The following is a 25,297-nucleotide window of genomic DNA, read 5'->3' on the forward strand; positions in this document are numbered from 1 at the left end:
AAACGCGTCTCGCTCTCGATGCAGGGCAAGGCAAGCGATGTCGCCTCGCTCACCAGCTGTACTTGAACACGCCCTTGCCGGAGTAGCTGGTGACGTTGCCGGAGAACTCGCCGTCGAAGGTGCCGGCGATCGAGAAGCCGTTCAGCCATTTCATCTCGGCGCTGGCGCTGACGAGCGCGGAATCGGCATCGACCCTGGCGCCGTTGACGACGAAGCTGGTGCCCGGCAGCGTCTGGAACAGCGCGGTGACGGCGCGGCTCGGATTGTAGTCATGGGCCCAGGCGGCGCGGCCGCGCAGGGTCAGCACACCGTTCTGCATCGCATAGGATTTGTCGGTGCGCAGGCCGAGCTCGGAGCGGGTATCGATCAGCGATTGCGAGGCGTAGTTCAGTGCGAACAAGCCGCCGCCATTGAGGCTGACTTCGGAATAGTTGGGCAGGTTGAAATTCGTAACCTGGGCGGCGGCGTAGGGCGTGATGCCGACAAGCGGCGTGGTGAAGCGATAGCCGCCTTCGAAGCGCGCAGAGAAGGTGTCGGCCTTGAAGCGGCCCTGGAGCTGGTCGGCGCCGATCAGGGTGCGGTTGGTGGTGACGTCGTGCCAGCCATAGGCCAGCGCGGCCGAAAGATAGGCGGGTCCGATATTGTGCCGACCGTAGACTCCGGCCTGGAAAAGGTCGGCCGAGCCTGTGCCCATCGCATTGGCAAGCGAATAGTTCAGCCCGCCGCCGCCGAGCGCAAAGCCGACCAGCGTATCCATCGAAATCCTGTAGTCGGCGCCGGCCGCGCCGCCCCAGACCCGCGCCGTCAGATCCTGCGTGCCGACCGCGGCATTGCCGCCGACCTGCGCCGAGCCGCCGTAGCCGGCCGTCCAGACGCTCCAGCGATTGATCGGCTGCGCCGACAGCAGCGGCGCCTTGATCGCCATCGCGAAGGCCTCGCGCTCGCGCGCAGTGGCCGGGCGCATGGTCGCATAAGCATCGGCGTCATCGCTCTCGGCGAATTGCGCGACGCTGCCTGCCTTGGTGAAGCCGCTCGAGCGGCCCGCGATGGTCGGATCGAGCATCAGGTTCAGGAACTGGCCGTCGGCATTGATCGAAGACTGGATGATGCCGGTGCCGAGCTCGCCCGAGACGGTGCTCAGCCCTGACGGTGTCAGCGCGGCGAAGGCCGCGGGGATGCTGCCGGTCGAGTTGAAGAAGTTCGTCAGCGTGTTGGCGACGTTTTGCTGATTGGGGTTGAGGCCGCCGCCGCCCGGCGCGAAATTGATGCCGATGTTGAGGAACACGTCATGGGCGTCGTAGCTCAGCGAGGTGTTGAGCGCCGGCATGTTGGAGACGACCGCCGGATTGAAGGTGGTGCCGCCGAGGCCGCCGGTCGCGGTCAGGATCGTGTACTGCTTCTTGATGCTGCCGGAGTCGAAGATAGCACTCACCGTGGCGCCGCCGAGCGTGGCCGCGCCCGTGACGTTGGCGAGGCTGGCCGCGCTGGAGGAGACCTGCACCAGATAGGTCGAGGCGGCGGTGAAGCTCAGCGATCCATTGACCGCCAGCGTGCCGATCGCGCCCTTGCGGCCCGGCGCAAGCGTGCCGCCGGTGACCGCGACGTTGCCGACGGTGCCGGTGCCCGCGAGCGTGCCGCCGGTGTTGACAGTGGTCGCACTGACGATCGAGCCGTCGACCTGCAGCCTGCCGCCGTTCACCGTGGTCGCACCGGCATAGGTGTTGGCGCCGGTCAGGGTTTCCGTGCCGCCGGCCATGGTGAGGCCGCCGCCGGCGCCACCGTCGGCGATGATTCCGGCGAAGATGCCGTTGCCGCTGGTGATGGTCAGCGTGTTGGCGCCGAGATTGACGTTGCCCGAGCCCGACAGCGATTTGATCGAGGTGCCGGCGGCCAGGGCCGAGATGTCGAAGATGCCCTTGGCGATGACTTCGCGCGAGGTTGCGATGCTGCCGTCGCTGCCGCCGTTGGTGAGATCGAGCTCGCCGCCCGCCGCGATGGTCGTGGTGCCGGTGTAGGTGTTGATCCCGTTGAGCTGCTGCGTGGCGCCGTTTGCGATGACGAGGTTGCCGCCGACGCCGCCCCCGATGCCGCCATCCTGGATCACGCCGCCGAAGAAGCTGCCGCCCGTGATCGTCAGCGTCTTCGATCCCAGCGAAACGAAGCTGCCGCCGGCGGCGGAGACCAGCGCATTGACGGACGCGCCGGTGGTCGTCTGCGAAATGTCGAATGTCCCGCCTGCGCCGGGCGTGAAGGTGACGCTCGCCGAGTTCGCGATCGATCCGCTGCCTTTCAAGGCCAGCGTCGCGCCCGCGTCGATCTGCGTCGTGTCGGTGTAGGTGTTCACGCCGGACAGCGTCTGCGTTCCGCCGAAGACCTCCAGCCCCCCGGTGCCCTGGATCACGCCGGCAAACTCGGTCGAGCCGTTGATGATGAACAGGCCCTTGGTGCCCAAATTGACGATGCCGCTCGCGCTGCCGGCAAGGGTCGTGATGGGGGCGAACGACGGGGTCATCGCCGAGATATCGAACGTCGCATTCACCGTCACGACGCTCGATGACGAGATGTCGCCGAAGCCCGACAGCGCCAGCGTTCCTGACGAGACCGTCGTCGCGCCGGTGTAGGTGTCGCCGCCGGTCAGCGTCAGTTTGCCGGTGCCGACCTTGGTCAGGCCGCCGCCGGTGCCGGAGATCACGCCGTCGACCTGGGTCGAGGTGTTGAGGCTGCCGGTGGTCAGCGTGTTGGCGCTGAGCACATAATTGCCCGCGCCCTCGATCGAGCCTGCGGTCATGCCGCCATTGGTCAGGCCGGAAATGTCGACCGTGCCGCCGGCATTGGTGATGAAGCGCGCGTTGCCGCCGCTCGCCGTGGCGGTGAAGCTCGTGGTGGCGAGATTGTTGGTCGTAATGGTGGAGCTGCCTGCAGTAGCGGAACCGTCGAAGTTCAGCGAGCCGCTGTTGGTGATGCTCGACGTGCCAGCGGTGGTGTTGTTGTGGAAGTTCAGCGTCGCGGATGCCGCGTTGATGATGGTGGAGCCGGCGGCCGTTGCGTTGCTGAAGAAGTCGATCTGGCCGTTCGCATTGTTGGTGATTTGTGAGGTGCCAGCCGAGGCGAAATCCTCGAACGTCACGAAGCTGTTGTTGATGAGGGTCACCGACCCCGCCGTGCTGTTCTGGATGAAGTTGACGGTGCCGCCGGTCGCGTTGGTGATGGTCACCGCGCCGGTGCCGCCACTCGCGGTGCTGTTCTGCTGAAACACCAGATTGTTGCCGGAGGTGACTCCGAAATTCTGCGCATTGCCGGAATTGTTGATAATGCCTGTCCCGTTGACGATGAACGGGTTACCGACAGTGACCGTGTAGGCCTGAGCGGTGCCGTTGAACAGGACCGTGCTGATCGTGATGATGCCGTTGTTGTTATCGACGGCGGCGCTTCCGGTGTTACCGAAGGTTGCGGTCCCGTCCGGCACGGTGGGGCTCGACCAGTTCGTCGGATCGGTCCAGTCGGAGGTGGCGCCAACCCAGGTGCCATCGACCGCATGCGCGGCGACGACGCCGAGCGCCGTGGTTGCTAGCAGTGTCGCCAGTGAATGCCTGATGACGGCGGGCAGGCGGCCATCAATCCTTCGAGGCGCAATGATCGAGTTGGCCATCTGCCCTTCGCAAATCTCTAAAGCAAATCGGGAGCGATAACGTTCCGGCGGCATGATCCCACGGTGTCGCCTCCGGCTGCAATGAACGGGCATCAATTTGCCTGGGGTTCCCGCCAGTTTCCTTTGCAATTTCAGTAATCGTGGCCATTGGGCAACAATTTGACGCATCGCAACATAGCAGGGAATCAACCAGCGAAGAGCGGGTTGATGGCGAGGCTTATCAGAATTACATTAGTGCGGCAGGGCAGCCGCGGACGGTCGCGGTTTGCAAGGGACTTTCGATGTCGAGTTGGCTGAGATCGAGCGGGATCGCCGCGCTGTGCGCGGGGCTCGGCGTTGCCGGGGCCGTCGCTGCGACCTCCTCACGCATGGACATCTTGCCCGACGATGCCGCCCGCCGCCCCGCCGAGAACGTTGAGGTCGGCGCGGTCAGGCCAATCGTCCGGGTCGAGCCGAATGCAAGCAAGCCGGCCCCCCGCGGCAACCCACTGTGGTCGGTGCCGCTGTCGGTGCTGACAGTCACCCAGGAGCGACCGATCTTCTCGGCCACGCGCCGACCGCCGCCGCGCGCGGTCGCAGCCGCCCCGGTCGACGATGTTCGCGCGCCGCCGCCGCCAAAGCCGGTCGAAGCGCCGCCGCTGGCGCTGGTCGGGGCCGTGGTGGGCGAGGGTGATGCGATCGCAATTCTTGTTAACCGCACCGACCAGAAGGTGGTCCGCCTGCGGCAAGGCGAATCGGTTGGTGGCTGGGCATTGACCTCGGTCCAACCACGCGAGGTTACGTTCAAGCAGGGCGATCGCAGCGAGGTGCTGGCACTGCAGCGACCGGGCGGAGCAGCCCCGCCCGCTAGTTCGCCTGCCCCCGCCGAAACCGGCGGCAAGTTGACGATGCCGACCACGGCCGATACGTCGTTTGCGCCCTTCGTGCCACGGTCCACTCCGAAACACGGCGAGTCGGACGGGCTCTGAAAGCTGCTTGGAACACTCAACCCCATTCGCAAACAAAGGCTGAATCGCCGTCAATCGTGCGATCCCGAGTCAGAAGGCCAGCGCCTGCGCTGTTTGCCGCCGCATTCTCAACGACATTAGTTCGGCAGGCTCATCATCACTCAAGGCCAAAGGGCAAGCTGCCGGAGGGTCCTCTGAGGCTGTTCGTTTCTCCACCGCAAGGCGACGTGAGGCAACAATTGCGAACTTGTGGCTCTGGACAGGAGCCTTCCGTTGTCTAGCATGTCTGCATCGAATCCGGTACAGCATTCGATCCCACGAACTGCGCCTTCGGATTTTATCTTTTGCCTGACGTTCACAGATCATCGACCTTGCCAGGAAACGAGCGAGGCGCGCCCTTAGTGAAGGTATTCGAAGCTGCGGCCTTTTGCGCCTCCTTGGCGGCGAGCTTCTGCCTTCTCATCTGGGTGCTGCTTCTTTGTCGGCATGGCATCGATTTAACCGACGAAGGCTTTTACTTAAACTGGATTGCAGCTCCCCAAGAGTACCGCGCATCCATTTCGCAATTTGGATTCGTATATCATCCTTTATACCGGCTCGTCGGCCAAAACGTCATATTGCTTCGGCAAGCGAACGTCCTGATCATATTTTTCTGCGCCTTCCTCGTTGCCCTCGCGACGCTTCACACGTTGCGGCCAGGCCGGTCCGAGCCCGGATCGAATTTACCGGTGAGAGGACTGTTCGCCCCGGCGTTCCTGACGGCGAGCGGCGCGCTGGCCTTTCTTGACCTGTGGCTGCCGACGCCGAACTACAACTCCCTTGCGTTCACCTCCTTGATGATCGCCTCCATCGGGGCGATCTTGAGTGGCGCCGCTTCCCCGCGGCTGCGATTCGGCGGATGGTTCATCATTGGCGCGGGAGGTGCGTTGGCGTTTCTTGCAAAGCCCCCGGGGGCGGTTCTGCTGGGCACCCTCGTGATGGCATACACAACTGCCGTCGGCAGGTTCTCGATTCGCGGATTGCTCGTTTCGTGTCTAACCGCGCTGTTGATCCTGATCTTCGCGGCGCTGGCCATCGACGGCTCTGTCAGCGCGTTTGTCGCCCGGATCGAGCATGGCTTCGAGCTCAGCACTTTGATGGCGGCCGGCCAGTCCTTGGGGAATCTGTTTCACCTGGATCACTTCAACTTGAGCCAAGAGCAGCACGTCAATTTTCAGCGGCTCCTCGTCCTGGCCTTCGTCATGAGCGTGCTCACCGCCAGCGCGAGGCCGGCGCTGAGGATCGTCTCCGCGATCATCGCTGCGATCGCTTCGGCAATCGTAGTTTCTGTGAGCCTCGGCTGGATGAATCCGACGATCTCGTACGAACCGTTTCAGCCGCTGATGTTCTGCGCGATCCTGTTTGCCACCATCGTCGCTGCTCTGTTTTTTTCGCCGTGGCGGCGTGCGCTCCTGTCGCGTGAGATTCTTGCGACGACTGTGTTCTTTATCGCGATGCCGTATGTGTATGCTCTTGGAACCAACAACAATTATTGGCAACAGGGCGCGCGCGCCGGCTTCTTCTGGCTGCTGGCAGGCGTAGTGCTCAAGAGCGCGCCGGCCGCGAAAGAGGGGGCTCTCGCCAGGTGGCACCTTACCCCGATCCTTGCTGCGGCCCTGCTTGCGACGACCGGCATTGTGTTGGCTTCAGCCGAGCATCCATATCGCCAGACCGCAGCTTTGCGGATGCAGACCACGGCGACCGAATTCGGTACCGGTGGTCGGCAACTCCTGGCGAGTGCCGAGGTGGGGGCCTATGTCCGCAGTCTCAAGACCATTGCGGTCGACAACGGATTTGCGCCGGGTAGCCCGGTAATCGATCTCAGCGGCGTCAGCCCCGGCGCCGTCTACTCCCTCGGAGGTAAGGCCCCCGGCGCCGCCTGGCTCTCCGCGGGATATCCCGGTAGCAGCAATTTCCTGAAAGCTGCGTTGGCGGATGTCGACTGCGCACAGCTCGCCGCGTCCTGGTTGTTGACGGAGCCAGCCTCGCCGGATTCATTTCCCTTGGACGTGCTCAGCCCGTTCGGAATCGACGTTTTGCGCGACTACGAGGACGTTGGTGCGGTCCAGGCGGTCAGGGCATTCGCGCCTGTCAAATTCGAGCAGCGCCTTTACAAGCCTGTGCGAGACGTCAAGGACGCCATTGAAGCGTGCGAGCGAGCCAGGATGGCGAAGCCGTAACGACGGCGGTACGCTCTCGTTCAGCGCAGGAGAATGTCCCGCAACGTGTCGCAGACCCGCTGCTGCTGCGATTCGCTCAAGCCGATCCAGAACGGCAGCCTGACCAGCCGCTCCGACACCGACGTCGTGGTTTTGAGTTCGCCGGCCGCGCGGCCAAACCGCCGCCCCGCTGGCGACGAGTGAAGCGGCACATAGTGGAAGACCGCGTGAATTCCTCGCTCCTTGAGCGCTGCAAGAACCGCGCCGCGGTCGATCTCTGGGGCCAGCAGGACGTAATACATGTGTCCGTTCTGGCGGCTGCCGTCGGGCACGATGGGCCGGCGCAGCACGCCCTGCTGCTCCAATCCGGCGAGCATGCCGTGATAGCGGTTCCAGATCGTCAGCCGCTCAGCCGTGATGCGGTCGGCCTGCTCGAGCTGGGCCCACAGAAAGGCCGCGGTCATCTCGTTCGGCAGAAAGGAGGAGCCGACGTCCTGCCAGTTGTACTTGTCGACCTCGCCACGGAAAAACCGGCTCCGATCGGTGCCCTTCTCACGCATGATCTCAGCGATGGTGACGAGCTCGGGATCGTTAACCAAGATGCATCCGCCCTCGCCGGACATGATGTTCTTGGTCTCGTGGAAGCTGAAGCTGCCGATGCGCCCCATCGCCCCAAGTGCGCGGCCCTTGTAGTCCGCCATGATGCCCTGCGCGGCGTCCTCGACGACCGTGAGGTTGTGGCGCTCGGCGAGCGCCAGGATCGGATCCATGTTGCAGCTGACGCCGGCGTAATGCACCGGAGCGATCACGCGCGTGCGCGGCGTGATGGCGGCTTCGATCTGCCGTTCGTCCAGATTGAGCGTGTCCTCGCGCACGTCGACGAACACCGGCGTTGCGCCGCGCAGCACGAACGCATTCGCGGTCGAGACGAAGGTGAACGAGGGCACGATGACCTCGTCGCCGCTCTTGAGGTCGAGCATCAGCGCGGCGAGATCGAGAGCGGACGTGCAGGAGTGCGTCAGCAGCGCCTTCGCGGAGCCGGTGTTCCGCTCGAGCCATTCATGGCAGCGCTTGGTGAACGATCCATCGCCGGAAAGGTGATGGTCGCGATGAGCTTGCTCAATGTAAGCAAGCTCGTTTCCAGTCAAATACGGCCGATTAAAGGGTATGAACTCGGATCCCATCCCTCACACATCCATGTCGACCGCTTCGTGGTCCCGCCGGAAATCATATCGACATCTAACCGCGAGGCTGCTAGCTCGCTCCCGGGAGAGAGGTAGCCCTTGAAGCACAAAGTCGAGTCGAGCGGAAACTTGGGGCCGGGCGACTACGGCCGTCATAGCCGGGTTCGCCGCCTTGTTCAAGGCTGGTCGGCGAATCTCGTCCAGCTGGCGCTTGGCATTACGCAACAGGTTTTCCTCGTCCCGGTCTTTCTGCAGTTCTGGACTGGCGAGGGGCTCGCGGCTTGGTTCGCCATCGTCGCTGCGGGAAACCTCATGCTGGTTGCGGACGCCGGCCTGCAATTGCACGTGATCAATCGCTTCCTAACCTTCAAGTCGAGCGTCGACCCGGACGGGCGCACGGCAAGCTTCTATGCGCGCATGCATCGCATCTATCTTGCCGTCGCCGGCGGGCTCTCCCTGCTGCTGCTGGCGCTGGTGCGATTTGTGCCGCCCTCGACAACCCTGGGGTTCCAGGACATCACTGGGTTCGACACCGCGTTTCTGATCATGACGATCAGTGTGCTGGCGATCATGCCGTCCAACCTCGTATCGGCCCTGTACCGGGCGAGGGGCGAGTACGGCCGAGCGGTGTGGCTGCAGAATGCGGCTATGCTCGTCGCGCAGTTTGCGCAGGTCGTTGCCGTCCTGATCGCTGGTACGCTGATCGCCGTTACGATCGCCTTCACCGCGATACAGGTCGCGATGGCGCTTTTCCTCCTTGTGGTCGACGCGCCGCGCCTGTTTCCGTTTCTGCGCCGCAAGCAGACCCGGGCATCCTGGCGCTGGTCTGGCGGACAATTCCGACTGGCGTTTCCGTTCGCCGTCGCCAACCTCACCGAACTCGCGCTGCTCAACGCGCCGGTGCTGCTGGTCAGCGCGCTCCTGGTCGATCGTATTGCAGTCGCGCAGTGGGGACTGATGAGGGTGGTCGTCGGGCTCCTGAGAGGATTGTGCGTTCAGGTGAGTCTGCCCCTGGCTGCCGAGCTCGGGCACGACCACGCCATCGGCGACAGGGAGCGGCTGCGCCGCCTGTTCGCGCGTGGCTCGCTGCTCGTCACCGTGCTCTCGAGCTTGATCGTGTCCGGACTGCTGCCGTTCTGGTCGGATTTCTTCGCGTTGTGGACGCACGACAGCATTCCCTACGATGCCGCACTCACCGCGACCCTGCTGCTCGGCTCCGTCGCCACCGCGCCATCGCTGCTCGCACTGTCGTTCGCCAACTACAGCAACCGCCGCGAGCTTCTCGTTCGCACTAAGGGTCTTCAGCTCATCGCCTTCCTAATCCTGTCCGTCACGTTGATCCCTATGCTGGGCGTGCTGGGAGCGGCGATCTCGATCGTGCTGAGCGATTTCCTGATCCAGACGTGTGTGCTCGGCGTCATCGTCATGCGCCAAACCTTGCAGAGCGCGGGGCGCCACCTGCTGTTCAGTGGAGTGGTCGCCGTGGCCATCATCCTGCTCGGCTACGGCGTCGGCGCGGTCATCAGGTCGTCGCTGCCGCTGGCGGGTTTCCCGCGCCTCGCCGGCGAGAGCGTCTTGTGGCTGGCTGCAATGGCGCTCGTCGCCGGCGTGATATGGACCCGCCGCATTCGGGACACGCTGATGGCCTCGATCCCGGATTAGGAGAGCCCGGCCTGACGGATGAGGTATTTGCCGTAGGCCGTATTCTTCAACGGCTCGGCGAGTTTCACGAGCTGTTCCGCGTTGATGAATCCTTGGATGTAGGCGACTTCCTCCGGACAGGCGATCTTCAAGCCCTGCCGCTTCTCCACGATGTAGATGAATTCAGAGGCTTCCAGCAGCGATTCATGGGTGCCTGCATCGAGCCAGGCATAACCGCGGCCGAACCGCTCGGCGCGGAGCTCGCCGCGCTCCAGGTACCACTGGTTGACGTCGGTGATCTCGAGCTCGCCGCGCGCCGACGGCCTGATCTCGCGCGCGACGTCGACTACGCGCTCGTCGTAGAAGTAGAGGCCCGTCACGGCGTAGTTCGATTTCGGCGCCTTCGGTTTCTCGACGATTCCCGCCGGCCGGTGCGATGCGTCGAACTCGATCACGCCATAGCGCTCGGGATCGTCGACCCAGCAGGCGAACACCGTCGCGCCGCGGGTCTGCTCGGCGGAATCGCGCATCAGCGCGCGGAGATTGTCGCCGTAGAAGATGTTGTCGCCGAGGATCAGGGCGCAGGGACTGCCGGCGAGGAAGTCGCGACCAATCAGGAACGCCTCGGCAATGCCGCCCGGATGATCCTGAATCGCAAAGGAGAGCTCGATGCCCCATTGCCGCCCGTTGCCGAGGAGCCGCTTGAACTGGTCGATCTCTTCCGGCGTCGTGATGATCAGCAGCTCGCGGATTCCGGCAAGCATCAAGGTAGTCAACGGATAGTAGACCAACGGCTTGTCGTAGATCGGCAGCAATTGCTTCGATGTTGCAAGCGTCAAGGGATAGAGTCGGGTTCCCCGACCGCCAGCCAGAATGATTCCTTTGCGTTTCATGTGCTCGCACTCTATGTATAATGACGGCTAATTAGAGTCGTCCGTTAGCACGCGGCGCAGCCAACTCAAAGATCGAGTCAGCAAAGTCGACGCATTGGGACGTGCTGAAGGTAGAAAATCGTCAATAATTTCAATGTTTTGGGACGATAGTCTGACTGCGTTGCTACGCCTCGACCTGTGAGATAGGAAGGCAATGGGCGCACAAGATGCTTCGATGCGCCAGGCTCCCTCCTGCTGACCGGCAAGGTATCATGGCAAAGCGCGTTTACTGCACTTACTTCGATCACAACTACATCGCGCGGGGACTGGCGCTCTTCCACTCGCTGCAACAACACGCACCCGGCTCGCGGCTCTGGGTGCTGTGCCTGAGCGAGCCTTGTTACCGCGCGCTGATCGCGCTCAACCTGCCGAATCTCGTTCCCTGCCGGCTTGGCGATTTCGAAGCGGCGGATCCTCAAGTCGCCGCAACCAAACCCACGCGCAGCACGATCGAGTACTACTTCACCTGTTCGCCGGCCTGGAAGCTGCATGTGCTCGCCAACGAGCCGGACGCGGAGTGGGTCACCTATCTGGATAGCGACCTCTTTTTCTTTGCATCGCCTGAGCCGATCTACGACGAAATGAAGGGCGCCTCATTCGGCATCATCCCGCATCATTTCACTAGGCGAATCGCCTTCAGGCAGCGCTTCGGTACCTACAATGTCGGCTGGGTCAGCGTCCGCAATTGCGAGGAGGGAATTGCGGCTCTCCGCTGGTGGAGAGAACGCTGTATTGAGTGGTGTTTTGACTATGTGGATGTTGAGGGCGACCGATTCGCGGATCAACGCTATCTTGATCGGCTGCCACGCCTATTTCCTAACGTCCGCATTATCGAAAATCTGGGCGCCAATCTGGCGCCCTGGAATATGGCCGAGCGGGAGATGGAATGGCGCGACGGCGCACTGCTGATCGACAGCAAGTACAATCTATTGTTCTTTCACTTCCACGGTGTTCAGCGCGTGGGTGACTACTACTTCAATAGCCACCGTGTCTTTCGCGCGCCGTTTCCCTCTATCATGCGCGCGCACGTCTATGAGCCTTACGTGGCGGCGCTCGCCGCGGCGGAAGCCAAGGTCGCGCCGATGCTGGCCGGCGACCGCGTCGAGATTGTGCGCAATTGGGCCGTGGGCAGCCGCGTCGATCATCTCCTCAACATCTTCCGGAGGTTGAGGACGGTGGTGTTGAGGTGGCTCGACGTGGTCACGCGCCGTGCCATTGCTGTGCCGCGCGAGCCGGCTCGCTAGTCCCACCCCCTTGAGAAGCCACAATGCGATTGCTAATCCTCGGTTATTCCTCCATAGCAGAACGGCGCGTGATACCGGCCGCCGCAAAAGTGCCCTCCATCTCGGAGGTTTCGATTGCGAGCAAGAGCCGGCCCCGCCCCGCCGAATGGCCCAAGGCCGGACGCTTCTTCGCAGACTATGAACAAGCCTTGCGCCAGTCAGACGCCGACGTCGTGTATTTGTCGCTCCCTAACGCCATGCACGAGCTTTGGTTGTATGCCTCGTTGGCGGCGGGCAAACATGTCGTTGTCGACAAGCCGGCGCTGATGAACGCGCATGCAGGCCGGCGCGCGATCGCGGCCGCGCGTTCGGCCGGGTGCCTCGTCGCCGAGGCAACCGTGTTCGGCTATCATCCGGTGTTTGCGCAGATTGCGACGCTCTTGGCAGACAACGGCCCGCTGACGCAAGCAGCCGCACAGTTCATTATTCCCCCACTCCCGATCGATAACTTTCGCAACCACGCCGAGCTCGGCGGCGGCTGCCTTCTGGACATGGGACCCTATGCTGCCGCGACCATGCGCCTCCTCGGGGGCTCCGTGTCCCGCCTGACCGCAATCGGGGGTGGGCGGCATCCAGAGACCGGCGTCGATATGGGCTTCTCGGTGCAGGCGCAGCTCGCTAATGGCGGGGTGTTCTCGGGCCATTACAGTTTTGAGGGCGAATATCAGAACCGCCTGCTCGTGGTGGCGCGTTCGGGCTCGGCCATGATCGAGCGCGTGTTCAGCCCGCCTGCCGATTTCCGCCTGGAATTGCGACATCGCGTGCGTAATAACGAGAATGTCGAGGTAATCGAGCCGGCCGACACATTCGCAAATTTCCTGACTTCGGTGACGGACGCTATCGACGGGGGTGATCATGAGATATTTTATAGCGACCTGCTGATGGATGCCGAATGCCGCGACCGGATAGCCGCCGCGCTTACCTAGCCAGAACTCGCCGTCGCACGTGAAGGAGCGAACAGGAATGCCGATCAACGTTTGGGACTACCTTCGGGAGTACGACGAGCTTCGCGACGAGATCCTGAAGGCGGTCGACCGCGTATTCAGCTCGGGTCGGCTAGTGCTCGGGCAGGAGGGCATAAAGTTCGAGCGCGAGATGGCCTCGTATCTTGGGGTTGCTGGGGGAGTTGGCGTCAACAGCGGAACGGATGCGATCTATATCGCGCTCGCGTCGCTCGGTGTGAAGGCCGGCGACGAGGTGATCACCGTGCCCAACACCGCGGTTCCGACCGTCTCTGCGATCCGCACCCTCGGCGCCAAGCCCGTCTTTGTCGATATCCGCGACGACGATTTCTTGATGGATGTCGCTCAGATCGAGGCGGCGATCACTCCGCGCACGAAGGCTATTATTCCTGTCCATCTCTACGGTCAGTGCGTCGACCTCGAACCGCTGATGAGGCTTGCCGAAATGCACGGTCTGAAGGTGATGGAGGATTGCGCCCAGGCGCAAGGCGCGCTGTACAAGAATAGCCAGGCCGGTAGCGTCGGCCATGCCTCGTCCTTCTCGTTCTACCCAACCAAGGTGCTTGGCGCCTATGGTGACGGCGGCATGGTGCTGAGCAATGACGAGGCGGCGCTCAAGCTCGCCCGCAGCCTGCGCTTCTACGGCATGGAGACCCAGTATTATTCGGAGCGGCACGGCTACAATTCGCGCCTCGACGAGGTTCAAGCTGCCATCCTGTCGCTGAAGCTGCCGCTGGTGAACGGCTGGATCGACCGGCGCCGACAGATTGCTGAGCGCTACAACCGCGGGCTCAAGGACAGCGGTCTCAGCCTGCCGGCCGAAAACGCGCACAGTCGGCATACCTATTACGTATATGTGGTCGAGCATCCCAGCGATCGCGACGGCGTGCTCGACCGGCTTGCCAAGCGCGACATCAACTGCAACGTTTCGTATCGTTGGCCGATTCACATCATGCGCGGCAGCACGGACCTCGGTTATCGCGAAGGTCAGTTTCCGGTGGCAGAACGCAAGGCGCAGCGTATCTTTTCGCTGCCGATGTATCCGCACTTGAAGGATGAGGAAGTCGATACCGTGATCAACGTATTGCGGGAAGTGGTGTAATGGCCGAGCGCACGCACCTCGACTGGCTACGCCAGCGTCTGGTCTTGTCGCATACGATCGAGCCGAAGGATCCCGCGCCGCTGCTTGCCTGGCGCGAGCAGCGACGCAGCGCGATCACTTTCAGGGCGGAGCTGATCGGCCTCAATGACGTGCGCGGCTGGTCGCGCGATGAAAACGGCAATGTTCGGCACCAGACCGGACAGTTCTTCAGTGTCGAGGGCGTGAGGGTCCAGAGCGGGGACTTGCGTGAGGTCGCTTCCTGGGACCAGCCGATTTACAGCCAGCCTGAAGGCGGAATTCTCGCGCTCCTGGCGCGCGAGACCTCAGCCGACGGCGTTCAATTCCTGCTTTGCGGCAAGCCGGAACCTGGCAACATCGGCATCATCCAGTTCTCGCCGACTATCCAGAGCACGTGGTCCAATATCCGTCGAGCGCACGCCGGAAAGCGGCCCCCGATGGTCGAAGTGCTGGCCGCCGAAAAAGGCGTGCGCTTCGTCTACCGTGCGGAGCACAACGAAGAAGGGGGGCGGTTCTGGCGCAAGTCGAATGAGAACATCATCGCCTTCCTGGACGACGAAAGCGTCATTGAGACGGACATGACGATGTTTTGCTGGGCGAGCCTGAGTCAGATCAGAGAACTCGCTCTAATGGATAATGTGATGAGCCCGTTCGTCAAGACAATCGTGGCGCCGCTTTAGCAGCGTCAGGCCTTTTCTAATTTCGCAAACAGATAGGTCTCCATGATCGAATGGCGTCCTGTTACTTCGACGACGTCGTAGGGAATTGACGTCCAAGTCGATGTGAGACTCAGGCCGGCCTGTTCGCACAAGGCCATAAGCTCTTTCTTGGAGAAAATGATCTCCACCACGGGCGCGCCGTAGGCATATTTTTGCAGGAACACCGTCGGACCATCGTTGGAGGTGAAGACGGGTACGCTATGCAGGATGGAATAATGCGCCACCCTTGCGGCCTCGCGGATCGCCGCTGCGTAGTCGAGTATATGCATCAACGACACGCCATTGAAGACGATGTCGAAGCTCGCGTCGCCATAAGCGAGCCGCGTGGCGTCACCCACCTCGAAGGAATCGGACGGATAGTTCGCGCGCGCCCGCTCGATCATGGCCTTCGAATAATCGAGCCCGGTATATTGTACCCTGCCGGTCAAGAGCGTGCCGAATACCTCTGAATAGTAACCACTTCCGCAGCCGACCTCGAGCAGCCGCGGGCGGCTTAATTGAGTAGCAGAGATTGCTTGCGCGGCCACGGCGAAATCCAGCCGAGGCTCGCCTTTTCTCATGTCTGCGATAAGGCTTCGATAAGCATTCTCCTGCCGTCGCACGGTCCGCGCCTGCAACCATCCGCCCGATGAGGCTTGGAGGCGGCGGGCTTCGTCGATACCCTCGAGTACCCGATAGTCGGTTGATGAAAGGATGCGTCGGCGCAAGAAGGGCGTCGCCTTGACGACCTTCTTGCCGACAGATCGGATCGCGCGGCGAAGGTTCATCACTATGTCCTGGTTGCGTCGAGGAACCCGAGGATCTCGCGGGTCCTGTGGTGAAAAGTGTGCTCTTGGAGTGTCTTTGCCTGGCCCGTGTGTGCCACCGCGGTGCGTCTCGCGTCGTCGCCGAGGTAGCGCTCGACCGTCTTCAGACAATCGTCGATGGTGTGCCATACGGTGACCTCGCGATCGGGCTCGAACAACGTGTGGAGATTGTCCTTGAAGTCGGTGAGCAGGAACGCCCCGACGCCGGTCGCCTCGAACAGACGCATGTTTCCCGCTTCCCGGCCGGCGAGGTCGATGTGCGAGTTCAGCGTGATCTTCGACTGTCGAAGCACCTGATACATGTCCGTGCCCCAGACTTCACCCTGGAAGCAGGCGTGCAGGGGCGAGGAGGTGGGAAGCGTTCGCGGAATCGTGCCCCACAACTTGAGCTCATACCGTCGCGCCACCGCCTCGAGCAGCGTAATCCGTTGACGGTGATCGTCGGATATCGTTCCGACGAACGAAACGTCGACCGGGCCATCAGTCACCGCCGGTAGCCGCTCCAGCACGACCGGCTCGAATGCGAGATGGCTGACCTCGGCCCGAATGCTGCGCCTGCGGAACCATTCGACCGTCGTCGGCAACTGGGAAATCATCAGATCGTAGGTGGTCCAATCCTCGCCGGCGGATGGCTCGATCCCGACCTGCCCGATGACGATCGGCTTGCAGACTGCTTTAATGCGGCGGATCAGCCGTGTGTCAATGTAGAAGACGTCCTGATTGAGAATGAGATCGGGCCGGAACTCCTCGATCTGCGCGAGTAGGATGTGCTCGCTTTGCGGGTCGAGGCGCGGACTGAGACCCACCCTGCGTGCCAGCGGCCGCAGCAGCGGCTTAAATGGGACGGCCGCCCGCTGCATCCAGCGGGGCAGTCGCTGTGCCTTGCCGGACGCGATTTCGGCAGGCCCTTCGATAGCCAAGCCGTGTTCGCGTGCCCAGGCCGTTTGCAAATAGGCATTGTTGACATGAATCTCCGCCGCGGCATGGCCGAGCTTTGCGAAGTTACACGAGTAGAAATCGGCGACGCCGAATAGAGTGGCGTTCCTCGCCGCCATCTGATCGGCGTAGCAGGCCTCGGATAACGCCGGCTCGCGCCGGTACATCCAGGTCAGAAAGCGAGGATAGTCGGCGTTCAGGACGAGAATGCGCATCCGCTAGACCGCGGTCCGGAAGCTGTAGTTCTTGTCGAGCCAGGCCTTGTATCCGCCGGTGACGATCTCGTCCCACCAGCTCTGATGGTCGAGGTACCAGTGGACAGTTTGATCGAGACCTGCCTCGAACGTTATGTGGCAACGTTCGCCTAGCTTCATGGCGAGCTTGTCTGAATCGATGGCGTAACGGTGATCATGGCCGGGACGGTCCGTGACGTATCGGATCAGCGAATGGGAGGACTGCTTGGTTGCCGCCGGGCATGACGGGAAGCGCGCGGCCAGCGCCGGATCTTCCGCGAACGCACGATCGATCAGGTCGCATATGGTGCCCACGACATCGCGATTGTTTCGCTCGCTGCGGCCACCCACATTGTAGGTCTCACCCGGCGATCCGCGTTCGATGATCGTCATCAGCGCCCGGCAGTGCTCAGACACGTGCAGCCAGTCGCGAATGTTCGAGCCATCTCCGTAGATCGGCAGCGGCTTACCTTCGAGCGCGTGAATGATCATGAGGGGAATGAGCTTTTCCGGGTGTTGGTACGGACCATAATTGTTCGAGCAATTGGTGATCAATGCCGGCAGCCCGTAGGTCACCACGTAGGACCGTACCAAATGATCGCTCGCTGCCTTGCTGGCGGCATAGGGCGAGTTCGGACGATAGGGATTAGACTCCGAGAACGGCGGGTCAGTGAGTTTCAGCGATCCGTAAACTTCGTCGGTCGAGACATGAAGAAAGCGCGACTGCGACATGGTGTCCGATGCGCGCCAGCAATCTAGGGCCGCCTTGAGCAGCGTAAACGTGCCGAGCACGTTGGTCTGAAGGAACGCTTCAGGGTCGACGATAGAACGGTCGACGTGAGATTCGGCGGCCAAGTGCAGCACGCGATCGAATTTGTGCTCGTCGAACAGCGAACGCACCATACCGGCATCCCTGATGTCGCCCTTGATGAATAAAATGCTGCCGCTCGCGATCAACGGTTCGAGGCTGCGGATATTGGCCGCATATGTCATCGCGTCTAGCACAACTAACCCGTCCTCCGGACGCGCCGTCCGCCACGCATGCACCAGATTCTGGCCGATGAAGCCGGCCCCTCCAGTGATCAGAACCTTATGCATACAACACCTCGACGATCACGTTGGTCAATTCAATGCGCGAGTGCCCACTGGGGGCTTCGGTTCGTCCGATCGGGCGCTGAAACCCGCCCTTGGCATAACGTACCACAGTATGAAGAGGAGAAGGGCCCCATTCGATAGCAGCGTCGTTGTCAATGGTACGTTTAGGAGCACTTGGCTGAGGAGCCCTCCAGACAGGATGACGAACTTCGCAGGCAGGCCGGCCGAAGTCCGATTCCCGAGCGAGACCACGAGCCCGCACACGGCCGCCGCAATCGGCGCTCCGAGCGGGCCAAGCGACGCAATCCCCTCAGTGGCAAACAGCGATGCGTTCAGGTTGCCGAGCTCGTAGTTCTTGGACATCAGGACTGACAGAGGATCGCCATAGGCGCAGCCGGTGAAGAGCTTGACCATATTGATCTGGCAAAAGTGCGTTAACTGATGGGTCGAGAAGAAGTCGTTGTAGACGTCGAGTGCGATCGAGGGGAAGGCGACCATGCGGAAGTTCACCAGCGAGAAGTAGTTGACGAACCGGTCGTACGGGATCGCTCCGAGATTGTAGGGAACGACCAGTAATAATCCGCCAAGCAGCGGCAGGAATAGGGACAAGACGACCGCGGTCCTGGATTCCGACACGCTGGAGATGACAGCGAGGAAGAGGAGCCACATTGGAGCGAACAGGGTGAGCTTGGTCAGCGTGACGGGATAGAACGCCAGCAGCAGCAGCAGCACAATGGCCGCCCTCGCTCTCTCGCCGCTGATGACGAATCCGGCAAAGGCGAACGGCAACAGCGTGTTCGAGGTGATGCCGATAGCGTATCGGAGCGGCCACGGTAAATCTAGGGCGTTGCGGAAGTCATATATGGAGCCCAGGCTGGTCAGCCGAAAATTGTAGAGCGTTCCAACGGCGATAGTGGCGGCTGCGATCACCAGGATGGCGAGCCGCAGCCTGTTAGCCGCACCATCGCTCAGCACAAAATATTGCTTGAGCGGCGAAGTGATGAAGAGCACCGGGACCAGGAACGCCAAGATTGAGGTAATGGCCGAGGCGATCGACAGCGCGTGGTCGTAGGGAAACTGGGAGAAAACGCTGAGCCAAGCGTACCCGAGGATTAGGGTGTACAGATAGAACCCGACAAAATAGCCGAAACTAAACCGCGCGACCGCTAAGAGGATAGCGACTGGCGCAAATGCCGCTGCGACTAAGATGGCGTGCGGCAGCCTTGTCTGCTCAAAGGCGACCACTCCCGTGTACGCGTAGAACTGGGCGACATAGACCAACGATAGGCAACTGACGAACAGGTGAGTCCATAGCAATGGCAGGCGGCCTCCCCACGACGAGGGCGTCGAGAGGCCGAAGAACCTGGCTGCTCGGGGGGATCGCTCCGTGAACTTCATGCTTGCTCGCCGAATAGTGAGCTAGGGGTCAGGTACCAGAGTAGGAAGAGCAGCGCCGCGCCGTTCGTCACGAATGTGATCGTGAGCGAGACGTTGAGGAAGATCTGCGGGAGCACACCGGCCGAGAGCAGGATAAATCGCGCCGGCAAGGCGGAGGAAGCCGAATTACCGACGGCAACGACGAGCCCGCAGATGAAGGCGGTCAACGGCGCAAGAACCACGCCAACCGAAGCGATGCCTTCGGTTGCGAACAGGGAGGCGTTGAAATTGCCCACATCGTAGGCCTTTTGCATCGCGATGGCCAGCGGCTCGCGGTAAGGACAATCGATGAAGGATTTTAGGATGTTCACCTGACAAAACCAGGTCAGGTCATGATGGGCGAAAAAATCATTGTAGAAATCGAGAGCGCTGGAAGTCAACGCCACCATTCTGAAATTGACCAGGCTAAAATAAGCAATGAACTGTTGATACGAGATCGCGTTCATGTCGAATAGCCTGGCTAGCAGCACGCCGAACAAGATCGGCACCAGCAGTGACAGCGTTACTGCGATCCTCGCCGTGAAGAACTGGGTGACAGCCGTCAGGATGATTAGCCACACCGGCGCAAAGAGCGCGAGCTTGCTCAGAGTGATCGGGTAGAACATGAGCAGTAGCAGCAGGCAGAACGCGGCACGCCATCGGGCGCGCTCGACGACGAAGAATGCGAAGGCGAAAGGTAGCAATACGTTCGAAGTAACTCCCAGACCATACTGGAGCCAGGCTGGAAATTCGAGCTGGTTGCGGAAGTTGTAGATCTCGGAGATCCCAACAACCCTCACATTGTGAAGCGCGCCGATCCCGAGCAGTACAACCGAAAATGCCAGGACGGATGTCAGCAATCGTCGAAAACCAGCCTCGGACAAGGCGAACCTCTGCCCGACCGGCAGCGAGATCAACATGGCGGGAAGTAAAAACGCCAAACCCGAAGCGAATGCTGACGCATAGGCCAAGGTGTGATCGTAGGAGAATGTCGATAAAGGCAGCAGCCAAAGGTACCCCATCAGCATGGTGAAGAAGTAAAAGCCGATGAGGTAGCCGAAGCTGAAACGGCATACCGCGAAGAGGATGGACAACAGGGCGAACGGGGCGACGTTTAGCGCGGCGAGCCAGAGCCTGTCGCTGTCCGGTATGGTCAGGCGCATGAGCGGCGCGTAGTATTGTGCCACATAGGCCATCGACACGAAGCAGACGGCTATGTGGAGGTAGAGTAGGAAGACGGGTCCCAGGCCTTCGTTGCGGCGCGTGCCGGCCTCGTCGGGACTGTGGTTGGGGACGTCGTTTGATTCGCTGCTCATGTGCGCAGGATGATTGCCCGAGGCATTGTGAATGGCCGATCCGTCAGGCTTTCGTGATGACCAAGTTGTGGAGAAATGCAATCGCTCCGAACGCGAGCAGGATCGATGCGACCGCAGCGATGATCAGTAGGGAGGACCGTTTGGTCCCGACCGGCTCAGGCATCACTTCGGGCACGAGGGTAACGCGCGTGACCTTGAACGCCCGCGCTGCGATCTGCGCTTCGACGAGGTTCCCTGCAATGACGTCGCGCCGGGCGCGCAATCTCGTCACATCGCGCATCGACTGGGTGCGATCCTCGCTCAGGACCGCCAGCAGCTCCAGTTGGCTCGCAATCTCCTTTCGCAGTCCTTCGATGTCCGCCGCCTTGTTGCTGTCTTCGACCTGCGCTGCGGCGCGCTTTTGGAGCGCTGCGCCACGCTCGAGTTGTCTAGCGTGAAGCAGGCTCTCAGCTTCCGGCACCAATCCGCTCAGGTGGTCCAAGATCTTCCCGTAGTTGGCGATTTGCTCTTCTAACCCGTCGCTGGTCTGTTTCAGCATTGCGGTCCGCAAGGCGGCGGCCTCGCGCAGGAAGTCGCTGCGCTTGCTCTCCTCATCCACGATCTGGTCGAGGATGTTCTGCTGGAGCTTCTTCGCTTCCGTAACCATGGCCGAATTGACGATGCTCAGTATACTCACGGTCTGGCCGATGCTTTCGCCTGACGAAGTCTGCAGCCCGCCGAGCGTCGACGCTGGCGCGCCGCCCTTGGCCAGCGCGGTGATAGCGGCTGGCACATAGACCGCGGGGATGCGCTTTGCGAGCAGTTCCGGCGACTCGAGCGGCTCCTCCCTGCCGTTTACCGCAACGGTCCCGACTTCGATGGCGGAGCGGACAAGCGAACGAGGCTGGACAAAAATGAATATAGCGGTAGCCAGGATAAAAAACGTGATCCCCGCGGCAGACAGGAAAGTAACCCAAAATAACTGAAATGGCCTCAGGATCGCGACAGTGGCTTTATCGGTCATGCTCATGAACTTGAATTGAAATCCTCAGCCCTTTCGGCTGGTTCGCCGACTGTTAGGTGAAACGGAGAGCCAAGTCCATTTCAAGTGTCTTTCTGGGTTGTTTGCGCCGCAATTTTCACTTGAAGCGCTCGATCCCCCCGGAGAGGCTGTCCGGAGCACGCGATTCCGCCGGAATCGGGCTCGGTCACCGTCCTGACAGGTGCCCAATTGGCTTGATCTAAAAGAGCTTTTGCGTATAGACCACTAGGCCGCGAGGGGGGTATCGAGCGTCTCGGTCTCGACACGCCCTAATCAGGGGAAGGTTTTATGCTCAGATTCGGCTTGCTCGGCTGCGGCCGCATTTCCAAACGGCATTCGGACCTGCTTGGCTCCAATCAGATCGAAAATGCCAAGCTGGTCGCGGTTTGCGATTCCGTTCGCGAGCGCGCTGACGCCGTGGCGGCCAAATTTGCGATACCGGCAGACTATGACATCGATACGTTCCTAGCCCGTAAAGACATAGACGTCGTCGCCGTGCTGACGCCTAGCGGTATGCATCCCCAGCATGCGATCGCCTGTGCAAAGGCTGGCAAGCATGTAATCGTCGAAAAGCCAATGGCGCTCCGCCTTCAGGACGCCGACGATATGATCCGTGCTTGCGACCAGGCTGGCGTAAAGCTGTTCGTTGTGAAGCAAAATCGTTTCAACGTTCCGGTGGTGAAGGCCCGTGAGGCGCTGGACGCCGGAAGATTCGGTCGGCTTGTCCTCGGTACGGTGCGGGTGCGCTGGTGCCGAGATCAGTCCTATTACGATCAAGACGCCTGGCGCGGCACCTGGGCCTATGACGGCGGCGTGCTGACGAATCAGGCCAGTCACCACATCGACATGCTGGAATGGTTCTTCGGGGACGTGGTGAGCGTGCATGCGAGGGCGACGACGGCCCTGGTGAAGGTCGAGACCGAAGATACTGCGGTTGCGACGCTGAAATTCCGCAACGGCGCGCTTGGTATCATCGAGGCGACCACAGCGGTGCGGCCAAAGGATCTTGAAGGTTCCCTTTCGATCCTCGGCGAGAAGGGAACTGTCGAGATCGCGGGCTTCGCGGTCAACCAGATCAGACACTGGAACTTCGTCGAGGAGTTGCCGAGCGACAAGGTGGTCATCGAGAAGTTCTCCGTGAATCCGCCCAACGTCTACGGCTTCGGCCACCAGGCCTATTATCAACACGTCGTCGACTGCCTACTGCATCAGCGCGCCGCGCTCGTCGACGGTCTTCAGGGCCGAAAGAGCCTCGAACTGATCTCTGCTCTCTACGAGTCGATCGAAACAGGGCAGGAGGTTGCGCTGCGTTTCGAGCCGCGGCGGAGCAAGCTCGGTGCGCTCGCGTGAGTGGCATGCCGCAAGTGCACCAAGTTGCAATTCGCGACGTCAAATTTGGGGAGCGCGTTAGGCTGGTCGAACCCTGCAATCTTTACGGTTGCGCGATTGCAGACGACTGTTTCGTCGGCCCATTCACCGAGATACAGGCCGGCGTTATCGTCGGTGCACGCACACGCGTACAATCGCATGCGTTCATTTGCGAGCTGGTGTCGATTGGGGAAGACTGCTTCATCGGGCACGGGGTGATGTTCATCAATGATACGTTTTCGACTGGCGGGCCGGCACGCGGACGTCGCGAATTGTGGTGCGCGACGAAAATCGGCAACCGGGTTTCGATTGGTTCTAACGCCACCATCATGCCGGTATCAATTGTCGACGACGTCGTGATCGGAGCCGGCTCGGTGGTCACAAAAGACATCGTCGAACCGGGCAGCTACGCCGGAAATCCCGCCCGCCGCCTCAAGACCAAGACCTAAGGACAGCAATCATGCCGGTACCATACGCGGATCTCGGGCTCCAATACCAGTCGATCAAGAATGAGATCGACGGTGCGATCGCCGCGGTCATTCGCGACAGCGCATTCATCCGCGGGCCCTATGTCGACGCCTTCGAGCGGGAGTTCGCGGCGGCGGCGAGCGTCGAACACTGCGTGTCCTGTGCGAATGGCACCGACGCGCTATACCTCGCGATGGCCGCACTGAAGGTCAAGCCTGGTGACGAGGTCATCACGACGGCGCATTCCTGGATATCGACGTCCGCGATGATCACGCATGCAGGTGCACAGGTCGTGTTCTGCGACACCGACGGCGAGACCTTCACGATCGACCCTGCGGCTATCGAGGCGGCGATCACGCCGCGCACCGTCGGCATCATCCCCGTGCACCTCTTTGGCCAGCCGGCGGACATGGACGCGATCATGGCAATCGCCCGCAAGCACGGCCTTTGGGTCGTCGAGGACTGTGCCCAGGCGCATTTGGCGCGGTACAAGGATCAGCCGGTCGGGACGTTCGGGGCGGTTGCGACCTATTCATTCTACCCAGGCAAGAATCTGGGTGCGTTCGGCGATGCCGGCGCGGTCGTGACCGGTGATGCTGCGCTCGCCGAGCACATGACCATGCTGGCTCGCCATGGTGGCCTCGTGAAGCACAAGCACCTGATCGAGGGCATTAACAGCCGTCTCGACGGAATGCAGGCGGCGATTCTGTCGGCCAAGCTCAGGCATTTGCAGGCTTGGACCAAGTCACGCCAGGATGCAGCGGCAGTCTATGATGCCGGTCTCAATCAGCTCGACGGCGTGGAGCTGCCCCGCGTCGCGCCTGACCGTACCCACGTCTACCATCTCTATACGATCAAGCACCGGAAGCGAGACGCGCTCGCCGCTTATCTGGCAGAGAATGGAGTGCAGACGGCGATCAATTACCCGACGGCCCTACCATTCCTTCCCGCCTATTCGCGCCTTGGACACAAGCCGGAGCAGTTTCCGCGGGCGTTTGACGACCAGAGCAAGATCCTTTCGTTGCCGATGTTTGCGGAAATCACGCGCGAGCAGCAGGACGAGGTCATCAGGCTGATCAAGGACTTCTAGTCGTCGCTCTCGCGCAGGCACCGTACTATGTCGCGGTAGCGCTGCGTCGAAGTTTGCTGGCTATATTTCAGCGCGGCGACCGCTGCCTTGCTGCCTCGCTCGAGCGTCGCCGGGCGATCGGACGCGGCTGCGGAGATCGCTCGCGCCAAGCTCGTCGGATCCTCCGGAGGCACGACCCAACCAATGTCCTCTTCGGCGACCGCAAGTGCAGCTTCCGAATTCGGTTCTGTTCCGACGATGACCGCCCGCCCAACGGCGAGGAGGTTGTAGAGCCGGCTTGGGATAGAGACCCCAGCGACGTTGCGCCGGTAGGGAATGACCCAAGCGTCGGCCATCGCGAGGAATTCGGCAAGTTGTTCCTCGGGCACGGGGTCCAGCAAGGTCACGTTCTCCAGCTTCTCCGCGGCCTGAAGGGTTTCCAGCTCGTTCCAGCCGATGCCCCAGCCAGACAGAACGAAATGTATATGCTTCTCATGTTGCAGAAGCCGTGCGGCTTCAAACACGGTGCGAGGCGCATGCGTGAAGCCGAGATTGCCGCAAAGACCGACGACGAACGGTGCCGAGTAGGGTTTCCTGAAACTGCCGCCATTATCAGGTTCGCGGAAGCCGATCGGTAGCAACGTCCAGTTGGGCACGAAATGAATGTTGCCTGCACGCACGTGTGGATAGCGCAGCAGCAGCGGGGGGACGTCGCGGCCGATGACGAAGATTGCGTCTAGGGATCTGAAAAGCCAGCCATTGGCAATACGCGAGAGGCGTGTGATGATCGATGACTGACCTGCCATGCCGGCGGCAACCAGAGCTTCCGGATAGAGGTCGTAGATCAGAAGTGCCGTCCTGGCGCCCCGCAGTCTTGCGGCAAGCGTAATCGCGTAGGGCAGCGTGAAGGGGCTCGTGACCGACATGACTACAT

At 61.4% G+C, this 25,297-nt stretch carries 20 protein-coding genes; 10 read left to right on the forward strand and 10 right to left on the reverse strand.

Annotated elements, in window-relative coordinates:
• Positions 1 to 49: 49 nt before the first annotated feature.
• Positions 50 to 3,649: an autotransporter outer membrane beta-barrel domain-containing protein gene (locus XH91_RS11535; protein WP_128950706.1), complete on the reverse strand. Its 3,600-nt coding sequence runs from the start codon at positions 3,647 to 3,649 to the stop codon at positions 50 to 52.
• A 281-nt stretch (positions 3,650 to 3,930) separates the two neighbouring features.
• On the opposite strand from XH91_RS11535, the gene XH91_RS11540 reads away from it, so the two are divergent.
• Both XH91_RS11540 and XH91_RS11545 read left to right on the forward strand, forming a co-directional pair.
• Complete coding sequence (locus XH91_RS11540; protein ID WP_128950707.1) at positions 3,931 to 4,617, forward strand: hypothetical protein; 687 nt, start codon at positions 3,931 to 3,933, stop codon at positions 4,615 to 4,617.
• A 380-nt stretch (positions 4,618 to 4,997) separates the two neighbouring features.
• Positions 4,998 to 6,815: a hypothetical protein gene (locus tag XH91_RS11545; RefSeq protein WP_128950708.1), complete on the forward strand. Its 1,818-nt coding sequence runs from the start codon at positions 4,998 to 5,000 to the stop codon at positions 6,813 to 6,815.
• 20 nt (positions 6,816 to 6,835) lie between these two features.
• Here XH91_RS11545 and rffA read toward each other — a convergent pair whose 3' ends face one another.
• Positions 6,836 to 7,978 carry a dTDP-4-amino-4,6-dideoxygalactose transaminase gene (gene rffA / locus XH91_RS11550; RefSeq protein ID WP_128950709.1) on the reverse strand — a complete coding sequence of 381 codons (1,143 nt, stop codon included), beginning with the start codon at positions 7,976 to 7,978 and terminating at the stop codon, positions 6,836 to 6,838.
• A gap of 99 nt (positions 7,979 to 8,077) precedes the next feature.
• On the opposite strand from rffA, the gene XH91_RS11555 reads away from it, so the two are divergent.
• Complete coding sequence (locus XH91_RS11555) at positions 8,078 to 9,640, forward strand: lipopolysaccharide biosynthesis protein (RefSeq protein ID WP_128950710.1); 1,563 nt, start codon at positions 8,078 to 8,080, stop codon at positions 9,638 to 9,640.
• Here the strand turns inward: XH91_RS11555 and rfbA are convergent.
• Positions 9,637 to 10,512, reverse strand: coding sequence for a glucose-1-phosphate thymidylyltransferase RfbA (gene rfbA, locus XH91_RS11560; RefSeq protein ID WP_128950711.1), 876 nt, complete (start codon positions 10,510 to 10,512; stop codon positions 9,637 to 9,639). The genes XH91_RS11555 and rfbA overlap by 4 nt on opposite strands.
• A gap of 251 nt (positions 10,513 to 10,763) precedes the next feature.
• Between rfbA and XH91_RS11565 the strand changes: the two genes are divergently transcribed.
• The 4 genes from XH91_RS11565 to XH91_RS11580 are packed head-to-tail and all read left to right on the forward strand — an operon-like array spanning position 10,764 to position 14,596.
• Positions 10,764 to 11,795, forward strand: a complete 1,032-nt coding sequence (locus XH91_RS11565) for a glycosyl transferase (protein ID WP_128950712.1) — start codon at positions 10,764 to 10,766, stop codon at positions 11,793 to 11,795.
• A 23-nt stretch (positions 11,796 to 11,818) separates the two neighbouring features.
• A complete protein-coding gene (locus XH91_RS11570; RefSeq protein WP_128950713.1) occupies positions 11,819 to 12,760 on the forward strand; it encodes a Gfo/Idh/MocA family protein in 942 nt (313 codons plus the stop codon).
• 37 nt (positions 12,761 to 12,797) lie between these two features.
• Positions 12,798 to 13,898 carry a DegT/DnrJ/EryC1/StrS family aminotransferase gene (locus XH91_RS11575; RefSeq protein ID WP_128950714.1) on the forward strand — a complete coding sequence of 367 codons (1,101 nt, stop codon included), beginning with the start codon at positions 12,798 to 12,800 and terminating at the stop codon, positions 13,896 to 13,898.
• Positions 13,898 to 14,596 carry an NDP-hexose 2,3-dehydratase family protein gene (locus XH91_RS11580; RefSeq protein ID WP_128950715.1) on the forward strand — a complete coding sequence of 233 codons (699 nt, stop codon included), beginning with the start codon at positions 13,898 to 13,900 and terminating at the stop codon, positions 14,594 to 14,596. The genes XH91_RS11575 and XH91_RS11580 overlap by 1 nt, the downstream gene beginning before the upstream one ends.
• Positions 14,597 to 14,601: 5 nt before the next feature.
• Here the strand turns inward: XH91_RS11580 and XH91_RS11585 are convergent, their stop codons facing one another.
• Genes XH91_RS11585 through XH91_RS11610 form a run of 6 tightly spaced genes read right to left on the reverse strand, consistent with a single transcriptional unit; the run spans position 14,602 to position 21,446 of the window.
• A complete protein-coding gene (locus XH91_RS11585) occupies positions 14,602 to 15,402 on the reverse strand; it encodes a class I SAM-dependent methyltransferase (protein WP_128950716.1) in 801 nt (266 codons plus the stop codon).
• Between the two features lie 2 nt (positions 15,403 to 15,404).
• A complete protein-coding gene (locus XH91_RS11590; RefSeq protein WP_128950717.1) occupies positions 15,405 to 16,592 on the reverse strand; it encodes a CgeB family protein in 1,188 nt (395 codons plus the stop codon).
• Between the two features lie 3 nt (positions 16,593 to 16,595).
• Entirely contained in the window at positions 16,596 to 17,708 is a 1,113-nt protein-coding gene (rfbB, locus tag XH91_RS11595; protein WP_128950718.1) for a dTDP-glucose 4,6-dehydratase, read from the reverse strand.
• Between the two features lie 24 nt (positions 17,709 to 17,732).
• A complete protein-coding gene (locus tag XH91_RS11600; RefSeq protein WP_128950719.1) occupies positions 17,733 to 19,103 on the reverse strand; it encodes a hypothetical protein in 1,371 nt (456 codons plus the stop codon).
• Positions 19,100 to 20,437 carry a hypothetical protein gene (locus XH91_RS11605; protein WP_128950720.1) on the reverse strand — a complete coding sequence of 446 codons (1,338 nt, stop codon included), beginning with the start codon at positions 20,435 to 20,437 and terminating at the stop codon, positions 19,100 to 19,102. Before XH91_RS11605 ends, XH91_RS11600 begins: the two co-directional genes overlap by 4 nt.
• A gap of 43 nt (positions 20,438 to 20,480) precedes the next feature.
• On the reverse strand, positions 20,481 to 21,446 hold the full coding sequence (locus XH91_RS11610; RefSeq protein WP_128950721.1) for a hypothetical protein: 966 nt from the start codon (positions 21,444 to 21,446) through the stop codon (positions 20,481 to 20,483).
• Between the two features lie 315 nt (positions 21,447 to 21,761).
• On the opposite strand from XH91_RS11610, the gene XH91_RS11615 reads away from it, so the two are divergent.
• Genes XH91_RS11615 through XH91_RS11625 form a run of 3 tightly spaced genes read left to right on the forward strand, consistent with a single transcriptional unit; the run spans position 21,762 to position 24,384 of the window.
• Positions 21,762 to 22,808, forward strand: coding sequence for a Gfo/Idh/MocA family protein (locus tag XH91_RS11615; RefSeq protein WP_245477308.1), 1,047 nt, complete (start codon positions 21,762 to 21,764; stop codon positions 22,806 to 22,808).
• A gap of 5 nt (positions 22,809 to 22,813) precedes the next feature.
• Positions 22,814 to 23,275, forward strand: a complete 462-nt coding sequence (locus tag XH91_RS11620; protein ID WP_128950723.1) for an acyltransferase — start codon at positions 22,814 to 22,816, stop codon at positions 23,273 to 23,275.
• Positions 23,276 to 23,286: 11 nt separating this feature from the next.
• A complete protein-coding gene (locus tag XH91_RS11625) occupies positions 23,287 to 24,384 on the forward strand; it encodes a DegT/DnrJ/EryC1/StrS family aminotransferase (protein WP_128950724.1) in 1,098 nt (365 codons plus the stop codon).
• Here the strand turns inward: XH91_RS11625 and XH91_RS11630 are convergent.
• On the reverse strand, positions 24,381 to 25,289 hold the full coding sequence (locus XH91_RS11630) for a glycosyltransferase family 4 protein (RefSeq protein WP_206736859.1): 909 nt from the start codon (positions 25,287 to 25,289) through the stop codon (positions 24,381 to 24,383). The genes XH91_RS11625 and XH91_RS11630 overlap by 4 nt on opposite strands.
• Between the last annotated feature and the right edge of the window lie 8 nt (positions 25,290 to 25,297).

It is taken from the genome of Bradyrhizobium guangzhouense (assembly GCF_004114955.1).
GTDB classification, from domain to species: Bacteria; Pseudomonadota; Alphaproteobacteria; order Rhizobiales; family Xanthobacteraceae; genus Bradyrhizobium; species Bradyrhizobium guangzhouense.

Coding starts and splice junctions, on each gene's coding strand:
- rffA (WP_128950709.1), bottom strand. CDS start 7,978: ATGGGATCCGAGTTCATACCCTTTAATCGGCCGTATTTGACTGGAAAC.
- XH91_RS11630 (WP_206736859.1), bottom strand. CDS start 25,289: ATGTCGGTCACGAGCCCCTTCACGCTGCCCTACGCGATTACGCTTGCC.
- rfbB (WP_128950718.1), bottom strand. CDS start 17,708: ATGCATAAGGTTCTGATCACTGGAGGGGCCGGCTTCATCGGCCAGAAT.
- XH91_RS11535 (WP_128950706.1), bottom strand. CDS start 3,649: ATGGCCAACTCGATCATTGCGCCTCGAAGGATTGATGGCCGCCTGCCC.
- XH91_RS11625 (WP_128950724.1), top strand. CDS start 23,287: ATGCCGGTACCATACGCGGATCTCGGGCTCCAATACCAGTCGATCAAG.
- XH91_RS11570 (WP_128950713.1), top strand. CDS start 11,819: ATGCGATTGCTAATCCTCGGTTATTCCTCCATAGCAGAACGGCGCGTG.
- XH91_RS11540 (WP_128950707.1), top strand. CDS start 3,931: ATGTCGAGTTGGCTGAGATCGAGCGGGATCGCCGCGCTGTGCGCGGGG.
- rfbA (WP_128950711.1), bottom strand. CDS start 10,512: ATGAAACGCAAAGGAATCATTCTGGCTGGCGGTCGGGGAACCCGACTC.
- XH91_RS11585 (WP_128950716.1), bottom strand. CDS start 15,402: ATGAACCTTCGCCGCGCGATCCGATCTGTCGGCAAGAAGGTCGTCAAG.
- XH91_RS11620 (WP_128950723.1), top strand. CDS start 22,814: ATGCCGCAAGTGCACCAAGTTGCAATTCGCGACGTCAAATTTGGGGAG.
- XH91_RS11565 (WP_128950712.1), top strand. CDS start 10,764: ATGGCAAAGCGCGTTTACTGCACTTACTTCGATCACAACTACATCGCG.
- XH91_RS11580 (WP_128950715.1), top strand. CDS start 13,898: ATGGCCGAGCGCACGCACCTCGACTGGCTACGCCAGCGTCTGGTCTTG.
- XH91_RS11590 (WP_128950717.1), bottom strand. CDS start 16,592: ATGCGCATTCTCGTCCTGAACGCCGACTATCCTCGCTTTCTGACCTGG.
- XH91_RS11605 (WP_128950720.1), bottom strand. CDS start 20,437: ATGAGCAGCGAATCAAACGACGTCCCCAACCACAGTCCCGACGAGGCC.
- XH91_RS11600 (WP_128950719.1), bottom strand. CDS start 19,103: ATGAAGTTCACGGAGCGATCCCCCCGAGCAGCCAGGTTCTTCGGCCTC.
- XH91_RS11575 (WP_128950714.1), top strand. CDS start 12,798: ATGCCGATCAACGTTTGGGACTACCTTCGGGAGTACGACGAGCTTCGC.
- XH91_RS11610 (WP_128950721.1), bottom strand. CDS start 21,446: ATGAGCATGACCGATAAAGCCACTGTCGCGATCCTGAGGCCATTTCAG.